The sequence below is a fragment of the Ectopseudomonas oleovorans genome (genome assembly GCF_003052605.1).
Classification (GTDB): domain Bacteria; phylum Pseudomonadota; class Gammaproteobacteria; order Pseudomonadales; family Pseudomonadaceae; genus Aquipseudomonas; species Aquipseudomonas oleovorans_A.
In genome coordinates this window covers 16,417-34,404 of the sequence record NZ_QASO01000106.1, presented here as the reverse complement: position 1 = coordinate 34,404, position 17,988 = coordinate 16,417, and the positions used below count along the sequence as shown (strand labels likewise).

Annotated in this window: 16 protein-coding genes; 6 read left to right on the top strand and 10 right to left on the bottom strand. The window is 65.0% G+C overall.

From position 1 onward, the window contains the following. Window positions 1-34: 34 nt before the first annotated feature. The 3 genes from DBO86_RS17600 to DBO86_RS17590 are packed head-to-tail and all read right to left on the bottom strand — an operon-like array spanning window position 35 to window position 2,579. On the bottom strand, window positions 35-829 hold the full coding sequence (locus DBO86_RS17600; RefSeq protein WP_104728927.1) for a PAS domain-containing protein: 795 nt from the start codon (window positions 827-829) through the stop codon (window positions 35-37). After that, on the bottom strand, window positions 826-1,491 hold the full coding sequence (locus tag DBO86_RS17595) for a response regulator (protein WP_096825848.1): 666 nt from the start codon (window positions 1,489-1,491) through the stop codon (window positions 826-828). Before DBO86_RS17595 ends, DBO86_RS17600 begins: the two co-directional genes overlap by 4 nt. Beyond that, entirely contained in the window at window positions 1,488-2,579 is a 1,092-nt protein-coding gene (locus tag DBO86_RS17590; RefSeq protein ID WP_104728925.1) for a sensor histidine kinase, read from the bottom strand. The genes DBO86_RS17595 and DBO86_RS17590 overlap by 4 nt, the downstream gene beginning before the upstream one ends. Window positions 2,580-2,876: 297 nt before the next feature. Between DBO86_RS17590 and DBO86_RS17585 the strand changes: the two genes are divergently transcribed. The 6 genes from DBO86_RS17585 to DBO86_RS17560 all read left to right on the top strand — a co-directional run bounded on the left by DBO86_RS17585 (window position 2,877) and on the right by DBO86_RS17560 (window position 11,220). After that, complete coding sequence (locus tag DBO86_RS17585; RefSeq protein WP_104728923.1) at window positions 2,877-4,247, top strand: NAD(P)-binding domain-containing protein; 1,371 nt, start codon at window positions 2,877-2,879, stop codon at window positions 4,245-4,247. Window positions 4,248-4,327: 80 nt separating this feature from the next. Further along, on the top strand, window positions 4,328-6,673 hold the full coding sequence (locus tag DBO86_RS17580; protein ID WP_108234372.1) for a trimethylamine N-oxide demethylase: 2,346 nt from the start codon (window positions 4,328-4,330) through the stop codon (window positions 6,671-6,673). 134 nt (window positions 6,674-6,807) lie between these two features. Next, the gene (locus tag DBO86_RS27160) at window positions 6,808-7,794 is read left to right on the top strand and encodes a methyl-accepting chemotaxis protein (protein ID WP_042857345.1); all 987 of its coding nucleotides are present in this window, start codon (window positions 6,808-6,810) and stop codon (window positions 7,792-7,794) included. Window positions 7,795-8,035: 241 nt separating this feature from the next. Next, window positions 8,036-9,385 (top strand): ammonium transporter, encoded by a 1,350-nt coding sequence (locus tag DBO86_RS17570; protein WP_167399138.1) that lies wholly within the window; start codon window positions 8,036-8,038, stop codon window positions 9,383-9,385. Between the two features lie 69 nt (window positions 9,386-9,454). Beyond that, on the top strand, window positions 9,455-9,634 hold the full coding sequence (locus DBO86_RS17565) for a hypothetical protein (protein ID WP_074916995.1): 180 nt from the start codon (window positions 9,455-9,457) through the stop codon (window positions 9,632-9,634). Between the two features lie 107 nt (window positions 9,635-9,741). Continuing rightward, entirely contained in the window at window positions 9,742-11,220 is a 1,479-nt protein-coding gene (locus tag DBO86_RS17560) for an aldehyde dehydrogenase family protein (RefSeq protein WP_108234371.1), read from the top strand. Between the two features lie 22 nt (window positions 11,221-11,242). On the opposite strand, the gene DBO86_RS17555 is transcribed toward DBO86_RS17560, so the two are convergent. The 7 genes from DBO86_RS17555 to DBO86_RS17525 all read right to left on the bottom strand — a co-directional run bounded on the left by DBO86_RS17555 (window position 11,243) and on the right by DBO86_RS17525 (window position 17,981). Continuing rightward, window positions 11,243-11,935 carry a type 1 glutamine amidotransferase gene (locus DBO86_RS17555; protein WP_104729884.1) on the bottom strand — a complete coding sequence of 231 codons (693 nt, stop codon included), beginning with the start codon at window positions 11,933-11,935 and terminating at the stop codon, window positions 11,243-11,245. Window positions 11,936-11,945: 10 nt separating this feature from the next. After that, on the bottom strand, window positions 11,946-12,284 hold the full coding sequence (locus tag DBO86_RS17550; RefSeq protein WP_074917000.1) for a DMT family transporter: 339 nt from the start codon (window positions 12,282-12,284) through the stop codon (window positions 11,946-11,948). A 106-nt stretch (window positions 12,285-12,390) separates the two neighbouring features. Continuing rightward, a complete protein-coding gene (locus tag DBO86_RS17545) occupies window positions 12,391-13,521 on the bottom strand; it encodes an aminomethyl transferase family protein (protein WP_108234370.1) in 1,131 nt (376 codons plus the stop codon). A gap of 51 nt (window positions 13,522-13,572) precedes the next feature. Then, window positions 13,573-14,601 carry a heme-dependent oxidative N-demethylase family protein gene (locus DBO86_RS17540; protein ID WP_108234369.1) on the bottom strand — a complete coding sequence of 343 codons (1,029 nt, stop codon included), beginning with the start codon at window positions 14,599-14,601 and terminating at the stop codon, window positions 13,573-13,575. Window positions 14,602-14,660: 59 nt separating this feature from the next. Beyond that, complete coding sequence (locus tag DBO86_RS17535) at window positions 14,661-15,620, bottom strand: PDR/VanB family oxidoreductase (RefSeq protein ID WP_108234368.1); 960 nt, start codon at window positions 15,618-15,620, stop codon at window positions 14,661-14,663. Then, the gene (locus tag DBO86_RS17530) at window positions 15,617-16,162 is read right to left on the bottom strand and encodes a dimethylamine monooxygenase subunit DmmA family protein (protein WP_108234367.1); all 546 of its coding nucleotides are present in this window, start codon (window positions 16,160-16,162) and stop codon (window positions 15,617-15,619) included. Before DBO86_RS17530 ends, DBO86_RS17535 begins: the two co-directional genes overlap by 4 nt. Window positions 16,163-16,655: 493 nt before the next feature. Next, window positions 16,656-17,981, bottom strand: coding sequence for an FMN-binding glutamate synthase family protein (locus DBO86_RS17525; RefSeq protein WP_108234366.1), 1,326 nt, complete (start codon window positions 17,979-17,981; stop codon window positions 16,656-16,658). Window positions 17,982-17,988: the final 7 nt, after the last annotated feature.

Genomic DNA, 17,988 nt, shown 5'->3' with positions numbered 1-17,988 from the left:
CAAGCAGCCCCAGGCAGGTCTTGAACGTTCTTGCTCAGAATCCCACAACCAGCTCCTCAGGCATTGTCGGCTCAACACCTCGTTCCATCACCACCCCTTCGAGCCCCAGCAAGTCGCCGAGATCCGAGTAGATGCCCCGGCCACGCTCGCTGACCCATTTCTCGCTGCCGTCGGCGCATAACAGGCGATAGTCGAAGGCGAACGGGCGCGACTCGCGCAGTGCTTGCTGAACCCCGTGCCAGACCCGTTCCCGATCATCTGGGTGGATCAGGCCATTGAACGTCAGGCAATGGCTATCGACGAGACGCTGAGCCGGGTAACCGGTCAGCTCCAGACAGCCTGCGCTGACGTACTCCATGCTCCAGCTACGGTTGTTGCGGCAGCGATAGACCATCAGGGGCAGGCCATCGAGCAGGTTGCTCAGGCTGCGGTGGCGCGCCTGCAACTGCTGATGCTCGGGCATCTGTGCACTGATGTCCGCCAGGCTGGCGACGAAGCCGTCCCTATGCCGCACCAGCCGCACCTCGACCCAGCGCAGCTCTGCCCGGCGATGGAGATAACGCAGGTTGCCGACCCAGAACCCGGCGCCCTCGGCCAGGCTGCGCAGAGCCTGCTGCCAGACGGGACGATCCTCGATATGGAGAAACTCGCGATGGTCGACGTGAAGACAATCACGCAACCGATGACCGCTGAGCTGCTCCCAGCCGCGGTTGGCCTGACGTATTTCCCCGGCGTCATCCAGATGGATAAGCGCGATCGGCAGCACGTCGAAATCCACCGCCCTGCGGTCGCCACTCAATGCATCGAGTAACCGTCTCCACCAGCTCATCGACGCGCTCCATCGCTCTCGGACAAACCACCTCGATGCGCCCAGGCCGCCAGCTCCAGGCGCGAACGCAGGTTGAGCTTGCTCAACAGATGCTTGACGTAGACCTTCACCGTACCGTCGCTGATACCCAGCTGGCGTGCGATCAGCTTGTTGCTGAAGCCCTCGGCGATCAGAGCCAGAGTCTGCCGCTCGCGTTCGGTGAGCCCCACGTGCTCGCTGCCAAGGCCCCTGTCCCGCTCGCGCAGATTGCTGGCGAGCAGCAGCGAAAGCGCCGGGGCGAGCCGTGCCTGGCCATGGGCACAGGCGCTTACCGCCGCCAAGAGTGCCTCCGGCTCGCTGTCCTTGAGCAGATAGCCATCGGCGCCTGCGCGCAACGCTGCCAGCACATCCTCGCGCGCCGCAGAGGCGGTCAGCACCACCACGTTCACCTCCGGCAGGTCACGCTTGAACCACTCCAGCGTAGCCATCCCATCGATGCCCGGCATGTGCAGATCCAGTATCACCACATCGGGGCTCAACTCACGCGCCAGATCGATGCCTGCAGCCCCGCTGGAGACGCTACCGACGACGCGGAACTCACCGCTGGACTCGAACAACTCTGCCAGGCCACGGCGCAACAAGGGATGGTCATCGATCAGCAGGAGGTTGAACAGCGCAGTCATGGCCGGCTCCAGCGCAGGTGCACCCGTGTGCCGCCGCCGTCCACCGGCGCGATTAACAGTTCGGCGTCGATGGCAGCGGCGCGTTCGCGCATGATGCTCAGGCCGAAGTGACCGCAGTCGGGCAGGTCGGACGGCAGACCGATGCCGTCGTCGCGCACCTCGACCTCAAAACCGTTGCCGGTCGGCCAGAGACGGATATGCACCTGCCGTGCATGAGAGTGGCGCACCACGTTGGCCAGGGCCTCACGCACGATCTGCAGCACCTGCAGCTCGCTATCCCCGGGCAGATCGTTGCCGGGCAACCTGTTGTCCAGGCTGAACACGCAACTGCTGCTGCGGGCGAACTCGGCCACCGAAGCCTCCAGAGCCTGGCGCAGGGTGCGCCCGTCCATGGTCAGGCGCGCGCTGCTGATCAGCTCGCGGACTTGGCGATGCAGACCGCGCAGGGTGTCGCGCAGATCCTCCAGCATCATGTCGGCCTGCCGGGCATCGCCAAGAACGCCCTGCAGCCGCGCGGCGCGAATCTGCAGATAGCCGAGCTGCTGGGCCACCGAGTCGTGCAGCTCGCGGGCCAACACACCGCGCTCGGCGCTCAGCTCACGGCGACGCAAGCGGCGATCTTCGGCAAACGCTTGCAGCACCTCACCCAGTCGCCGGGCGATATCGCGCAGCTGGTTGCGCTGCCAGGCGCCGGGACAACTGGCAAAGCTCATCAGCAACAGCGCGCTACGCCCCTCTTCATGCTGCAGCCCGCAAAGCGCTTGAAAATGCCCACGCTCCAGGCAAACACGACAGAGTTGCACCACCCCCGCCGCAGGTAGCTGCGCTACATGCCCGACGCATCCCGCATCGGCCGAGGCCTCACCTACTCTGCGCCAGCCCGGCCCCGTGCCTGCCGGCAGCAGCAAACAGGCCTGCTTGGCTTCCAGCGCCTGCGCCAGCAGCGGCAGCAAGTCCAGCAAAGGCGCCTCGCCACCCTGTTGCAACAGACGCAGCGGCAGGTCCAGCAAGGCCTGGCGATAGGCCGGCGGCGCAGCCTGACGGGACTGTCGCTGGACCAGCAGAGTGCGCAGCAGCAACTGAATCATCCGGCCTCCGGGGACGGCTAACTGCTGCTTGCTTCAGCAAGTTCCATGCCTCGCCTGCTCACCACCGGAACGCACTGATAAGAAATAAATTTTCCTCAAGAGAAATAGCTTCAGAAACCCTCGCGCACCAGCACGTGGCCTGAGCGCCCTGCGCCGGTGCAAACCGCGGTTCCCCCTTACCCCCAAGGAGGTATCACCAACGAGTGAATTGCAGTGGCAAGCCAAGCCCGTAAGGTATTTCTCAAAAGGAAATTTTAATTCCTGAAAATCATTAACAAGATCGCCCGGGAGACTTCCATGACCACTCGCATAGCCATCATCGGCGCCGGCCCCTGTGGCCTGGCCCAGCTCCGCGCCTTCCAGTCCGCTGCCGCCAAGGGGGCGGAGATTCCCGAGCTGGTCTGCTTTGAAAAGCAGAGCGACTGGGGTGGCATGTGGAACTACACCTGGCGTACCGGCCTCGACGAACACGGCGAACCGGTACACGGCAGCATGTACCGCTATCTGTGGTCGAACGGCCCGAAGGAATGCCTGGAGTTCGCCGACTACACCTTCGACGAGCACTTCGGCCGGCCGATGGGCTCCTACCCGCCGCGCGAGGTGCTGTGGGATTACATCAAGGGCCGCGTCGAGAAGGCTGGCGTGCGCAAGTACATACAGTTCAACACCGCCGTGCGCGGGGTAACCTTCGATGCGGCCAGCGGCCAGTTCGAGGTCACCGTGCACAGCTACGACCGCGACCTCACCAGCACCGAGCGCTTCGACTACGTGGTGGTCGCCAGCGGCCACTTCTCCACGCCCAACGTGCCCTATTTCGAGGGTTTCGAGAGCTTCGCCGGGCGCGTGCTGCATGCCCACGACTTCCGCGATGCGCTGGAATTCAAGGGCAAGGACGTGCTGATCGTCGGCTCCAGCTACTCGGCCGAGGACATCGGCTCGCAGTGCTACAAGTACGGCGCCCGCTCAATCACCAGTTGCTACCGAACCGCGCCGATGGGCTACAAGTGGCCGGAGAACTGGGAGGAGAAACCGCTGCTGAGCCACGTCAAAAGCAGCACGGCGTTCTTCGCCGACGGCACCAGCAAGCATGTCGACGCCATCGTTCTGTGCACCGGTTACAAGCACCATTTCCCCTTCCTGGCCGAGAACCTGCGGCTGAAGACCGACAACCGCCTGTGGCCGCTGAATCTGTACAAGGGCGTGTTCTGGGAGGACAACCCGAAGCTGATCTACCTCGGCATGCAGGATCAGTGGTACAGCTTCAACATGTTCGACGCCCAGGCCTGGTACGCCCGCGACGTGATCCTCGGGCGTATCGCCCTGCCCGAGCACGCCACCATGCACGCCGAAGACCTGGCCTGGCGCGAGGAAGAACTGACCCTGAAGAACGCGCAGGAAATGTTCGAGTTCCAGGGCAAGTACATCCAGACCCTGATCGACGCCACCGATTACCCCAGCTTCGACATCGCCGCGGTGAACCAGACCTTTCTCGACTGGAAGCACGACAAGTACGAAGACATCATGGGCTACCGCAACAAGTGCCACCGCTCGCTGATGACCGGCACTCTGGCCACGCCGCATCACACCCCCTGGCTGGAGGCGCTGGACGACTCCCTCGAAGCCTACCTGGCCGATTCGCCGCAGACAGCCATCAAGGCCGTGGGCTGACCGCCCTACGCCACCGTGCGCACACCCCGTAGGGTGCGCCGTGCGCACCGGCAGCAATCATAAGAACCAAGGTGCCTTGCATGCAGATGCCCGTGATTTCCCGGCCATACGAGCCGGCGCTGTTCGCCCGCGCACCCGGCCTGGAGCGCCAGCGCGTCGCCCCAGGCGGCCTGACGGTGATCGCCCTGGAGCCGGGCGACCGTCTCGAAGTGATCGATATCGAGGGCGACCAGCTTGCCGAGCTGCTGGCCTTCGACGAGACGGGCCGCGAGGCACTCGCCGCCCTCGGCCTGCAGAGCAGCCCTGGCGCCGATTTCATCGCGTGCCTGCTGAGCGATGGCAGCCGCGAATCGCAACAGGTGGCCAGCGGCCTGGGCAAACGCCATGTGGATTGCCGCCACCTGCCCATGGCCGCGCGCCTCTGGCAGACGGACACACCTGCCGGCTTCAGCCGCAACCTGAACGCCAGCGCGCCGCTGCTGGTGATCGTCGCGGCGCCCGGTGGCCAGGTGGCGGTGGACAGCCAGCAGCGCGCCAGCGAACTGCGCCTGATCATCCAGCGCGCCAACCCGTCGAGCCTGCTGGTTCCGGCGCTGCCGGCGCCCCTCGGCGAGCTGGTCGACGAGTTCACCATCCGCCCCGGCACGGCGCGCGACTATGTCGTCGCGGCCGGTCAGTACATCCAGGTGATCGACGTTGCCGGCCGGCAGTGCTCGGACTTCGTCGCCTTCGACCGCCGCGGCCTGGATGCCGGCCGCGAGATCGACCTAGACCCCACCGTCACCCGCACCCTGAACGGCAACGCCTACCCCGGCCCAGGCCTGTTCAGCCGCTTCTTCGACCGCGACCTGCAACCGATGCTGGAGGTGGTGCGCGACACGGTGGGCCGCCACGACACCTTCGCCCTGGCCTGCACCGCCCGCTACTACGAAGCCCAGGGCTACTTCGGCCACGCCAACTGCAGCGACAACCTCAGCCGCGCCCTCGCCGCCCATGGTGTGCAGGGCCGTCGCGGCTGGCCGGCGATCAATTTCTTCTTCAACACCGGGATCGACGCGCACCAGCAGCTTACGCTGGATGAGCCCTGGTCGCGCCCCGGCGACTACGTGCTGCTGCGCGCCCAGCGCGAGCTGGTCTGCGCCAGCAGTTCCTGCCCGGACGACATCGACCCGGCCAATGGCTGGCAGCCGACCGACATCCATATCCGCGTGTATGCCGACAAGGAGCGCTTCAGTATCGCCATGGCCAACCGCAAGACGCCCGACGCCGATCCGGTGCTGACCCGCGAAAGCGGATTCCACCCGGGTACATCCGCCCTCACCCGCCAGTTCGTCGATTATCGCGGCTGGTGGACGCCCACCCAGTTCGACGGTTACGGCACGCTTGCCGAATACCACGCCTGCCGCGAACGGGTGGCGGTGATGGATCTGTCCGCGCTGCGCAAGTTTGAGGTGCTCGGCCCGGACGCCGAGGCCCTGCTCAACCATTGCCTGACCCGCGACGTGCGCAAGCTGGCGGTCGGCCAGGTGGTGTACAGCGCCATGTGCTATGAGCACGGCGGCATGCTCGACGACGGCACGCTGTTGCGACTCGGCGCGGATGCCTTCCGCTGGATCGGCGGCGAGGACTTCGGTGGCGACTGGCTGCGCCAGCAGGCCGAGAAACTGGGCATGAAGGTGTGGATCAAGTCCGCTTCCGAGCAGATCCACAACATCGCCGTGCAGGGCCCACTCGCCCGCGAGCTTCTCAGGCAGATGATCTGGACGCCAGGCACCCAGCCGAAGCTGGAGGAACTGGGCTGGTTCCGGTTTCTCATCGGCCGCCTGGACGACTACGACGGTGCGCCGCTGATGGTCTCGCGCACCGGCTACACCGGCGAGCTGGGCTTTGAAATCTGGTGCCACCCGAGCGATGCGATGACGATCTGGCAGCGCCTCTGGCAGCTCGGCGAACCGCTGGGCCTGGCGCCGCTCGGCCTGCACGCGCTGGACATGCTGCGCATCGAGGCGGGCCTGATCTTCGCCGGCTACGAATTCAACGACCAGACCGATCCGTTCGAGGCGGGCATCGGCTTCTGCGTGCCACTGAAGGGCAAGCAGGACGACTTCATCGGTCGGACCGCCCTGCAGCGGCGCAAGGAGCACCCGATGCAGCAGTTGGTCGGCCTGGAGCTGGACGGCAACGAGCCGGCCGCCCATGGCGACTGCGTGCACGTCGGCCGCGCCCAGGTCGGGGTGATCACCAGCGCCACGCGCTCACCGATGTTGGGCAAGAACATCGCCCTGTGCCGTCTGGCGGTGGACTACTGCGCGCCCGGCACCCGCGTGGAGATCGGCAAGCTCGACGGCCAGCAGAAACGCATCGGCGCCACCGTCGCCGCCAGCACCGTGGCCTATGACCCGGACAAGAGCCGGGTCAGGGCCTGACACCGGCGTGCCGCCACCCTCCGGACTGACACATGCAATTCGGACGCTGCTCTTGGAAAGAGAATTGCTAGGGAACCGGGTAGCGGCTGCCAATCAGGAGGGCAGCACTCAACGACCCCGAGGAGGATCGGCCGATGTGGTTCAGCAATACGACTCGAAACCTGGCCAGTGAACTCAATCAGTGGCTCGAACACCTGCTTAGCCAACGCCAGCCTGCAGGCGAGCGCACGCATCTGCAGCAACAGCCGCAGTTGCTCGGCAGCCTGGAGCGCTTGCAACGCGACTGGGAGGAATTGCAGCGCATCCGCCAGCATAGCGAACAGCAGCCACCACCGCCCTGCAGCACAAGCGAATACACCGCCCTGCAGCAGCGCCTGGCCCAGGCCGAGCAGCAATGCGCCCTGCTAGAAGATGAGCTGCGCGCCAGTCACGCGCAGAACCAGGACGTCGCCGCCGAGCGCGCACAATGGGAAGAGGAACGCCAGGTCTGGGAGCTGACCAAGCGCACCCTGACCGAGGGCTGCTGGGCGATGAACGTGGTGGGCGGCGACCCGGATCACCCGCAGAACCTGATCCGCTGGTCCGAGCAGTTCCGCGAGCTGATCGGCTACAGCCGCGCCGAATTCCCCGATGGCTGGGACAGCTATTTCCAGGTGGTCAACGCGGATGATCTGAAAGCCGTAATGACCGCCTTCAACGCCTCGATGGTGGACAAGAGCGGCGATGGCTTCTACGCCGTCGAGTACCGCATGCGCCACAAGACCCGCGGCGAACTCTGGTACCGCGAGCGCGGCCGCTGCCTGCGCGATGCCCAGGGCAAACTGCTCTACGTCACCGGTGCGGTGCGCGAGATCACCGATGAGAAGGCCGCCGCCAGCCTGCAGGAACGCGAGCAGGCCAGCATCCAGGCCACCTATGCGCAGATCGCTCAGGTCGCCGGGGTGATCAAGGGTATCGCCGAGCAGACCAACCTGCTGGCCTTGAACGCGGCCATCGAAGCCGCACGCGCCGGGGAACAGGGGCGCGGTTTCGCGGTGGTCGCCGACGAGGTGCGCAACCTGGCGCGCCGGACCCAGGAATCGGTGCAGCAGATCCAGGGCATGCTGCAGAAGAACACCTGAGTCGCGACCCATTTTCAGGCGCACCCCCAGGCAGATGAACACAAACAGGGCACTTTGCAACCAGAAGTTTCAGCGCTACCGCAGTCTGCGGGCCTTACAGGCAGGAGACTTCTGGCACAGCCATTGCTTATTCACCAAAAGAACTTTTTATAACTACAGATAATTTCATTTAGGGCGCAACACCTTCAGTTCCACTGCCAATACCGACGAACCTTCTAAGAACAGCATCGAGGATTGATTGATGGAAGAGCAAAAGACACCCACTCTGGAGGAGTTGCAGGCTCTGATAGAGATGACCAACACGCTGAATATGGAAATATTCTACTGGTGGTGTATCGCGCTGATGATCTGCATCCACGCCGGCTTCCTGTCCTACGAGATCGGTGCATCGCGCCTGAAGAATGCCCTGGCCGCCGGGGTGAAGAACATCCTCGCCTTCGGCTTCATCGTGCCCAGCGTGTTCCTGCTCGGCTGGGCCGTGTACAACGCCTTCCCGGACGGCCTGGTACCGCGCATGGACGCCTTCCTCGCCGGCATGCCGTGGAGCGATGCCATGGGACCGAACATTCAGGACAACGCCACCGGCATCTTCTGGGCCGCCTTCGCCATGTTCGCCGCCACCACCGGCTCGATCATGTCGGGAGCGATCATCGAACGTGCGCGCATGAGCGCGTTCATCATCCTCACCATCGTCCTCGGTGGCTTCCTCTGGCTGCTGGCCGCTGCGTGGGGCTGGCACCCGGAGGGCTGGCTGACCGTCAAGTGGGGCTACCATGACGTCGGCGCAGCGGGCGTGGTACACATGATCGCCGGTTTCTTCGCCCTGGCCGTGGTCATGAACCTGGGCGCGCGCATCGGCCGCTTCAACGAAGACGGCAGTGCCAATGCCATCGTCGGTCACAGCATGCCGATGAGCGTGGTCGGCCTGATGCTGATCATCGTTGGTTTCTTCGGCTTCCTCGGCGGCTGCATCATCTACAACTCCGGCGCCCAGTGGATCAACATCTACGGCCAGCCGACCAACCTCTCGGCCTTCGCCTTCAATACCCTGATGGGCTTCGCTGGCGGCCTGATCGGAGCCTACCTGACCACTCGCGAACCGTTCTGGATGATGTCCGGCGGTCTGGTGGGCATCATCTCTGTCGCCCCGGGTCTGGACCTCTACCACCCCGGCCTGGCCTACCTGATCGGCATGGGTGTTGCCGCGACCGCGCCACTGGTCAACAACCTGCTGCTCAAGTTCAAGCTCGACGACGCCGTCGGTGCATTCGCCGTGCACGGCTTTGGTGGCTTCGCCGGCCTGGTGATCAGCGGCATCTTCCTCGCCGGCTACCCGAACATGAACGGCATGGCGCCGATCAGCTTCTTCGGTCAGTTGGGCGGCGCCCTGGTCATGGCGGCACTGGGCTTCATCCCGGGTTACGTCATCTCCTATGCGCTGAACAAGGCTGGTCTGCTGCGTGTTCCGCCGCATGCCGAAGAGCGTGGCCTGGACCTGACCGAAGTACCGGCGCAAGCCTACCCGGAATGGAGTTCGATGTACGGCAACAGCACCAGCGTCGACGGCTCCGAGCGCCCCGTTGATGGGTGAAACCAAGCCGGCCTGATCAGCAAACGGCCCGCGCCATGGGGTGACGGGCCAAACCCAAGGAGCATCGCCATGAGCATCACTACTTTCGAAGGCGCCAGCGCCGTGTTCACCTTCGCCGACAAGCCCGCCATCCTGATCTTCATCAGCCTGCTGGTGGCCGGCGTCAGCCTCTACGCGTTGATCGCCACCATGATCCACGAGAAGCACAGCTACGCCCTGCCGGATGACAAGCTGCCCAAACTCAAGTAAGGCCCTGGCCGGCGGCGCTCGCCGCCGGCTCCTCTCTTCGCCCACGCGGCGGATGCGTTAACCTCCCCGCGACAACCCATTCCACCCGATCACAGCAAGGAGCCGCCATGCTCGACCGTCCACACCTGTTCATCGACGGCCAGTGGCTCGCACCACAGAGCGGTAAGCACCTCGAGGTCTTCGACCCCAGCGATGCCAGCCTGCTGGCGAAAGTCGCCGCAGCCGGCCGCACGGATGTGGATCTGGCCGTAAGTGCCGCCCGCCGCGCCTTCGATGAAGGAAGCTGGCCGCGACTCAGCGGGCACGAACGTGCCGGCGTGCTCAGGCGTATCGCCGATGGCATCCGCGCGCGCCAAGACGAACTGGCCGTGCTCGAGGTCCGGGACAATGGCAAACCATTGCCCGAAGCGCAGTGGGATATCGCCGACGCCGCCGGCTGTTTCGATTTCTACGCGGACCTCGCGGCGCGTCTGGATGACGACGAACGCCCGATAGCACTGGGCGACAAGCGCTTTCGCGCCAGCGTCGTGCGCCAACCCGTGGGCGTGGCCGCTGCGGTCATCCCTTGGAACTACCCCCTGCTGATGGCCGCCTGGAAAGTCGCTCCGGCACTGGCCGCCGGCTGCGCCATGGTCCTCAAGCCTTCCGAGCTGACGCCGCTGAGCGCGCTGGAACTGGCGACCATCGTCAACGACGCCGGCCTGCCGCCGGGCGTGCTCAACGTGCTGCCCGGCCTGGGCAGCGAAGCCGGCGCGGCGCTGGTGGAACACCCAGGCATCGACAAGATCGCCTTTACCGGCAGCGTGCCGACCGGCAGCCGGATCATGCAGACCGCTGCCCGTGAGGTGAAGAACATCAGCCTGGAGCTGGGCGGCAAATCGCCCTTCATCGTCTTCGCCGACAGTGACATCGAAGCGGCAGTGGAATGGATCATGTTCGGCATCTTCTGGAACCAGGGCCAGGTCTGCTCCGCCACCTCGCGCGTGCTGGTGGAACGCTCGCTGTACCCCGCCCTGCTGCAGCGTCTGAGCGATGAAGCGCAGAAGATTCGTATCGGCAACGGGCTGGAGGCAGGTGTGCTGCTCGGCCCGCTGGTCAGCGCCGGCCAGCACGCCAAAGTCAGCACCGCCATTACTCAGGGCATCGCCGATGGTGCCCGCCTGATCTGCGGCGGCAAACGGCCTGCCGAGCAGGACAAGGGCTGGTTCATGCAGCCCACGGTATTTGCCGACGTACCGCTGGATTGCGCCCTGTGGCGCGAGGAAATTTTCGGCCCGGTGGTCTGCGTCAATCCGTTCGACACGGAGGCCGAGGCCTTGCAACTGGCCAATGACAGCGAATTCGGCCTGGCGGCCGCGGTGATGTCCAGGGATCTCCAGCGCTGCGAGCGCGTCGCCCAGACCTTGCAGGCCGGCATCGTCTGGATCAACTGCTCGCAACCCACCTTCAGCGAACTGCCCTGGGGCGGCGTCAAACGCAGCGGCATCGGTCGCGAGTTGGGCGAGTGGGGTCTGGACAACTACCTGGAAACCAAGCAGATCACCCGCTATGAAAGCAGCGAAGCGTGGGGCTGGTACTTGAAATAGGAGAATGTTGGCGCTGGGGTGGTTAACGCCCCGCCAACAGATAGTCCAGCACCTGCGCCATCAGCACGTTGCCTGGCAGGTAGCTATGTGGTTCGCCAGCCAATTGCGCGGGGGTTTGTACCCAGGGACCGGGCCTGAGCTCATCGGCGCATGCATCCAACAGGTCAGCGATGATGGCGGGCGTCATCTCCGGATGGCATTGCAGGCCGATCACCCGCCGCCCGAGCTGGAACGCCTGATGCCGGCACGCCTCGCTGCAGGCCAGCAGCCTGGCGCCTTCGGGCAATGCGAAGGTTTCGCCGTGCCAGTGCAACAGCTCGATACGGTCGGGAAAGACGAAGCAGTCCTCGCCGACCGACTCCGCCCGCCAGACCGGAAACCAGCCGATCTCGGCCACAGGATTGGGGTGCACACGAGCGCCCAGTGCGCTGGCAATCAATTGCGCCCCCAGGCAGACACCCAGCATGGCGACGCCCTGCTCGATGGCCTGGCGCAGGAAGGTCTTCTCCTCGATCAGCCAGGGCAGCTCGGCTTCGTCGTTGACGCTCATCGGCCCACCCATGGCGACGATCAGGTCGCAGCTAACGGGGTCGGGCAAGCGTGCATCCGTCTCGAAGAAACGCGTGTAGTGCACAGTGGCGCCGCGCGCCTGGAACCAGTCGGCCATGCTGCCAACACCTTCGAAAGGTACGTGCTGCAGTACCTGTACATGCATGTCCTGCTCCTTATGCCGTCTCGTGGCTGGCCAGTTTCAGGCCGACGATGCCGGCGACGATCATCACCAGGCACAGGCTGCGCAACAGGTTCAGGCTCTCGCCGAGAAACATGGCGCCATAGGCCACCGTGCCCAGGGTGCCGATGCCAACCCACACCGCGTAGGCCAGCCCCAGCGGCAACTCGCGCACCGACAGGCTCAGCAGATAGATGCTCAGTGCCAGGAAAAACGCGCAGTACAGGCTTGGCCATAGACGGGTGAAACCATCGGTACGCGGAATGATCGAGGCATAGAACACCTCACAGATACCGGCCAGCAGCAGGAAACCCCAACCGTTCAACCAGGCCATCGCCTTCTCCTTGAAGTGGAGGCAAATCGGGCCATGTCCCTATGGCCCTGCTCCCTTGCCCCAGGAACCCTTGTCCGCGACGACTCCGGGTCGCGGTACCGAACACTCAGCCCTTGGCCGTACGCTTTTTCTTCTCCGGGTCATCGAATGGCAGACTGTGGGCGATGGCGCTGACCGCCAGGCTGCCTTTGACTTCCAGCGGCGCGCCCTGCTCTGCGTAGGGCACGTCCATGCGCGCAATGGCCATGGATTTGCCGGACAGTCGCGAGTACATGGCGCAGGTGATCACACCCACCTGCTTGCCGTCGGCCCACAAGGTGTCGCCGGCCTCGGCTGCCTTGTCGCCGTCGAGCAGCACGCCGAAGATCTTGAAGCGCTCCTTGCCCTGCAGGCGGCGGTGCTCGTTGCCCCCGCGGAACTCCCCCTTGGTCGGCGACACGGTGAAGTCCAGACCCAGCTCCCAGAGCGTGTCGCCGGCCGGCTGGTCGGCGAAGGGATACATCTCGGAGTTGTCGTAGGGGAAGAACAGCAGGTAGCTCTCCACCCGCAGCCAGTCCAGCGCGGTAAAGGCGCAGGGGATGATGCCCAGGCCCTTGCCCTGCTCCAGGATGCCGTCCCAGATCGCCGGCGCGTCGGCCGCCTTGCAGAAGATCTCGTAGCCGCGCTCGCCGGTGTAACCGGTACGCGAGATCATCACCGGGCGCTCGAACAGCTTGGTCTGCAGGTGGTGGAAATACGGCAGCTCGCGAATGCCCGGCACGTGCTCGGCGAGAAAGTCCACCGCCAGCGGGCCTTGCAGCGACAGGTCGTGCAGGTCGTCGTCGAACAGCACCGCCACCTGCCGGCCCTGAGCCGAGCGCACCAGCATCTCGTGGCCGCTGCCGGAGCCGTGCACCACCATGAAGGCATTGGGACCGGTGCGGTAGATCACGCAGTCGTCGACGAACTTGCCGGCTTCGTTGAGCATGGTGGCGTAGACGCTCTTGCCCGGGTAGACCTTGGAAATGTCGCGGCTGGTGGCGTACTCCAGCAGGCTTTCGGCATGCGGGCCGACGTAGTGCACCTTCTTCAGCCCGGATACGTCCATCAGGCCGGCGCGAGTGCGGATCGCCTCGTGCTCGTCGGCCAGGTCGCTGGCATAGGTCCAGGCGGTCCCCATGCCGCTCCAGTCCTCGAGCTTGGAACCCAGTGCGCGGTGACGCTCGGCAAGGGCGGAAATACGCCAGGAATTGGCCATGTCTGTGTCTCCTGTTGTTCGTCGTTGGGCCTGCGCATGCAGGAAATGGATTCAGGCGGCCTGGGCCTGTGGATCGAACTGGCGCAGCCAGTCCACCACGGTCTGCCGGTAACGGGTCAGGCCCTTGTAGTCGGCGATCTCGTCCGGCAGGTCGCGCAATACACGGTGCAGCCGGCAAGCCCAGGCCGGATTGCTAGCCAGCTCCTCGAGGCTGATCAGGTAGGTGCGGATGCCGAACAGCAGCGCATTGCTGCGCGGCAGGCGCGGCATGAACTGCAGCTCGACGCGCAGGTGCACCAGGCGCGCGACGTTCTCCGGCGTCACCAGACCGCGCTCATGGCCCCACTCGTGGAAGGTCTCCGAGGAGGTGTCCAGGCGCGGGTTGATGGTCATGGTCCAGTTCAGGCGACGCACCGGCTGGCCGACCTGGATGTTGAGCAGGTACTTCAACGCACGGTCGAACACGCCGAGCTGGTGCGCCACGCCCGGTACCGGGGCATGCCACTGCTTGAAGCTCATGCCGGCGTCGAACTTGATCGACCAGTCCGCCGGGCAGGTGACCATGCCGGCGTCCATGAACAGGTCGCCGTCGCGCTGATCGAGCACGGCGAAATCGCCCTGCGCCTGGCGCGTGATGTACTCCAGCGGCTCGTAGGGCAAGGTGCTGGCATCGCCGAAGGTGAAGCGCTGCTCGATGCCCAGCGGGCGGTTGATCCACAGCCATCGATCGCCCTCGCGCTGCAGGGCGAAATGCTCGGGGTAGTCGGCGGCCAGGTGCTCCATCAGCATTTCCAGGGTGTCCCAGGCGGCCTGGGCCATGTGCGGCATCACCAGGCAGCGATCCGGATCCTTCTCCAGCACGCAGGCGCGCTCGGCCATCTCCGAGACATAGTGCTCGTCGATGTCGAACCAGTGCTCGAACACCGAACCCGGCTCACGCGGCGTGGCCGGTTCGAGGTTGACCGAGTACATGTAGCTGTCCTCGGCAAACGGAAAGGGAAAGCGGGCGATGGCCTGCGGGCTGTTGCTGAAGGTGAAATCGTCCCGGTAGGTTTCCAGCGGCTTCATCACGACGGACATGACTCTCTCCTGTAGGGTGCGCCCTGCGCACCATGACCAAGCGTTAGGGACACACGCCCCTAGAGATCGAGCAGCAGCGTGCCGGAGCAGCCGCCACGGGAAACACAGGGCATCAGCGCCTCACCGCGCTGCAGCTCGTCCAGAAAGTGATCGCGATGCTCCACCTCGCCACTCAGGTAGCGCGTGGTGCATTGCCCGCATACGCCGCCCCGGCACAGATTGGGTACCTCGACACCGGCCGCCTCCAGCGCTTCGAGCAGGCTGTGGTCACCCGGCACTTGCAGGCGCTGACCACTGCGCGCCAACTCGACGGTGAAGGGCTGGCCCGGCTCGGGTGCGGCGAAGGCCTCCCAGTGCAGGCGCCCGGCCGACCAGCCCTGGGCCTCGGCCAGGGTCTTGAGCTCATCGAGCAGGCGCTGCGGACCGCAGACGTAGAGATGGCTGCCAAGCGGCTTGCCGGCGAACAGGCTGGCGCAGTCCAGGCGCTGGCCGGCGGCAGCGTCGTAACCGTGGAAACGCTCGCCCAGACGCTCGCGCAGCTCGCTGGCATAGGCGTCGGTCAGACCGCTGCGGTAGGCGTAATGCAACTCGAAGGAGGCACCGGGCGTCGCTACGTCGCTGGCCTGCAGGTCGGCCAGATAGGCCATGAACGGGGTGATGCCAATGCCACCGGCCACCAGGATGTGATGGCGGGCCTGCGAATGCAGGGCGAACAGGTTGCTCGGCGCACCGATCTGCAAACGGTCGCCCACCCTGACCTGCTCGTGCAGGTAACGCGAACCGCCGCGCGAAGTTTCCTGCAGGCGCACGGCGATGCGGTACACACCACTGTCGTGCGGATCGCCCAGCAGCGAATAGGCATTGCGCAGCGTGCGCCCCTCGGTGGGCAATACCACCTGCACGTGGCTGCCGCAGGAAAAGCCCGGCAGCGTGCCGTCGATCGCGCGGAAGCTGAACTCGCGCACCACCGGGGTCAGTTGACGCACGTCGGTGACCTGCACCTCGATCATCGCGCTCATGACCGCACCTCCGGCGCATAGGGGCTGTCCGGGTCGATGCAGACGCCCATGTAGGCGCCGAGGCGCTGGGAGAAATGCTCACGGACGAATAACTTCACCCGGCACTGGCCACAGGTGCACTCGCCTTCGCTGCCGATGTCCTGAAAATGCCCGCAGTGCACGCAGTACAGGCGGCGTCGCGCGCCCTGCTTGAACAGTTCGATCTCGTCGCCGAGCAGGCCGGCCTGCCGCGCCAGGCGATGAACGTGCCAGAGAAAGCTTTCATCGCCACAGACGTACAAGCGGGTGCCGGCCTGGGCCTGCTCCAGCAGCATCTGCAAGCGCAGGTACAGCGCTTCGCTGCTGGGCAGGCTCTCCTGCTCGACACTGCCCGGCAACGTCTCGCCCAGGCACAGCAGCAGAGTCGGCGCAGGGTGGTGGAGCAGCCTGGTGGCCAGGCTCGCCTGCTGCGCCACCACGATACGGCGACTGGCCGTATGTCGGGACACCTCGGTGGCATAACGTGGGGTACTGAACATGGGTTCGGCACTGGATGCTGTCATCGGAAACCCTCCGGGTGAGAGCAAGGCGATGGTCGGTTTGCTCCAGAGAAAATTCCCCTGGAGAACTTTTTGTTCTTACAGAGAAAGCATGAAATGTGCCATTTCTTGATCCGCGCGCAGCCACTGGGGAAACGACAGGCAGGCATCCACAACTGCTCAAAACCTGCACAACGGCAGGGCAGAGCGCGCTGCGATGGCGCACCTGGGCATTTTTTGAAGAGCGTTCTTGAGCGGTGAAACCAGGACAGAAGAGAGACCACGGATGAAGTGCGCGCGCAGTCAGGTCAACCGAACGCGCCTCAACATTCTCGACGAAGACCTGTGACTTCGGCCGGCACTAACCCAAGCGCTGGCAAACGGCGCTTGGGTTGGTATCCGTAGCCGCAGCGGCCAGTCCCGTTCGCGAATGAATCCGCGTCGACCGGCCGCATGCAGACCTCTGGGATGGGGAAGCACCCTGTAGGCGCTCATCGATGAATGAGCGCCTACCGCTTCAGTATTGCAATTGCCCCGGCACCCAGTTGGTACCGGCCAATGGCACACGGGCCATGGCAGCGGCTTCCACGGTCAGCGCTACCAAGTCCTCGGGGTCGAGGTTGTGCAGGTGCGACTTGCCGCAGGCGCGGGCCATGGTCTGCGCCTCCAGCACCAGCACGCGCAGGTAGTTGGCCAGGCGGCGGCCGGCGGCGACCGGATCGAGACGCTTGGCCAGCTCCGGATCCTGGGTGGTGATGCCGGCTGGGTCACGGCCGTTCTGCCAGTCGTCGTAGTAACCGGCGGCCGAACCGATGGCCTTCAGCTCCTCGTCCAGGCGCGGATGGTTGTCACCCAGGGCGATCAAGGCGGCGGTGCCGATGGCCACGGCGTCGGCACCCAGGGCCATGGCCTTGGCCACGTCGGCGCCGGTGCGAATGCCGCCAGAGACGATCAGCTGCACCTTGCGATGCATGTCCATCTCCTGCAGGGCCTGCACGGCCTGCGGGATGGCCGAGAGAATCGGGATGCCGACGTGCTCGATGAACACTTCCTGAGTGGCGGCGGTGCCGCCCTGCATGCCGTCGAGAACGATCACGTCGGCGCCGGCCTTCACCGCCAGCTTGACGTCGTAGTAGGGGCGGCTGGCGCCGATCTTCACGTAGATGGGTTTTTCCCAATCGGTGATCTCGCGGATCTCGGCGATCTTGATCGCCAGGTCGTCAGGGCCTGTCCAGTCCGGGTGACGGCAGGCGCTGCGCTGATCGACGCCGATCGGCAACGTGCGCATACCGGCCACGCGCTCGGTGACCTTCATGCCCAGCAGCATGCCGCCGCCGCCCGGCTTGGCGCCCTGGCCGAGGACGATCTCGATTGCATCGGCCTTGCGCAGGTCATCCGGGTTCATGCCATAGCGCGACGGCAGGTACTGATAGACCAGATGCTGCGACTGGCCGCGCTCTTCCGGGGTCATGCCGCCGTCGCCAGTGGTGGTGCTGGTGCCGGCAATGGTGGCGCCACGCCCGAGGGCTTCCTTGGCCTGGGCCGACAGCGCACCGAAACTCATGCCGGCGATAGTCACCGGGATCTTCAGGTGGATCGGTTTCTTGGCGAAGCGGTTGCCCAGCACCACGTCGGTACCGCATTTCTCGCGGTAGCCTTCCAGCGGGTAGCGCGACATGGAGGCGCCGAGCAGCAGTAGGTCATCGAAGTGCGGCAGCTTGCGCTTGGTGCCGCCGCCGCGGATGTCATAGATGCCAGTCTCGGCGGCACGCTGGATTTCCTGTATGGACAGGCGGTCGAAGGTGGCGGACTCGCGCAGCACCGGGGTGATTTTTTCGCTCATTGCAAAT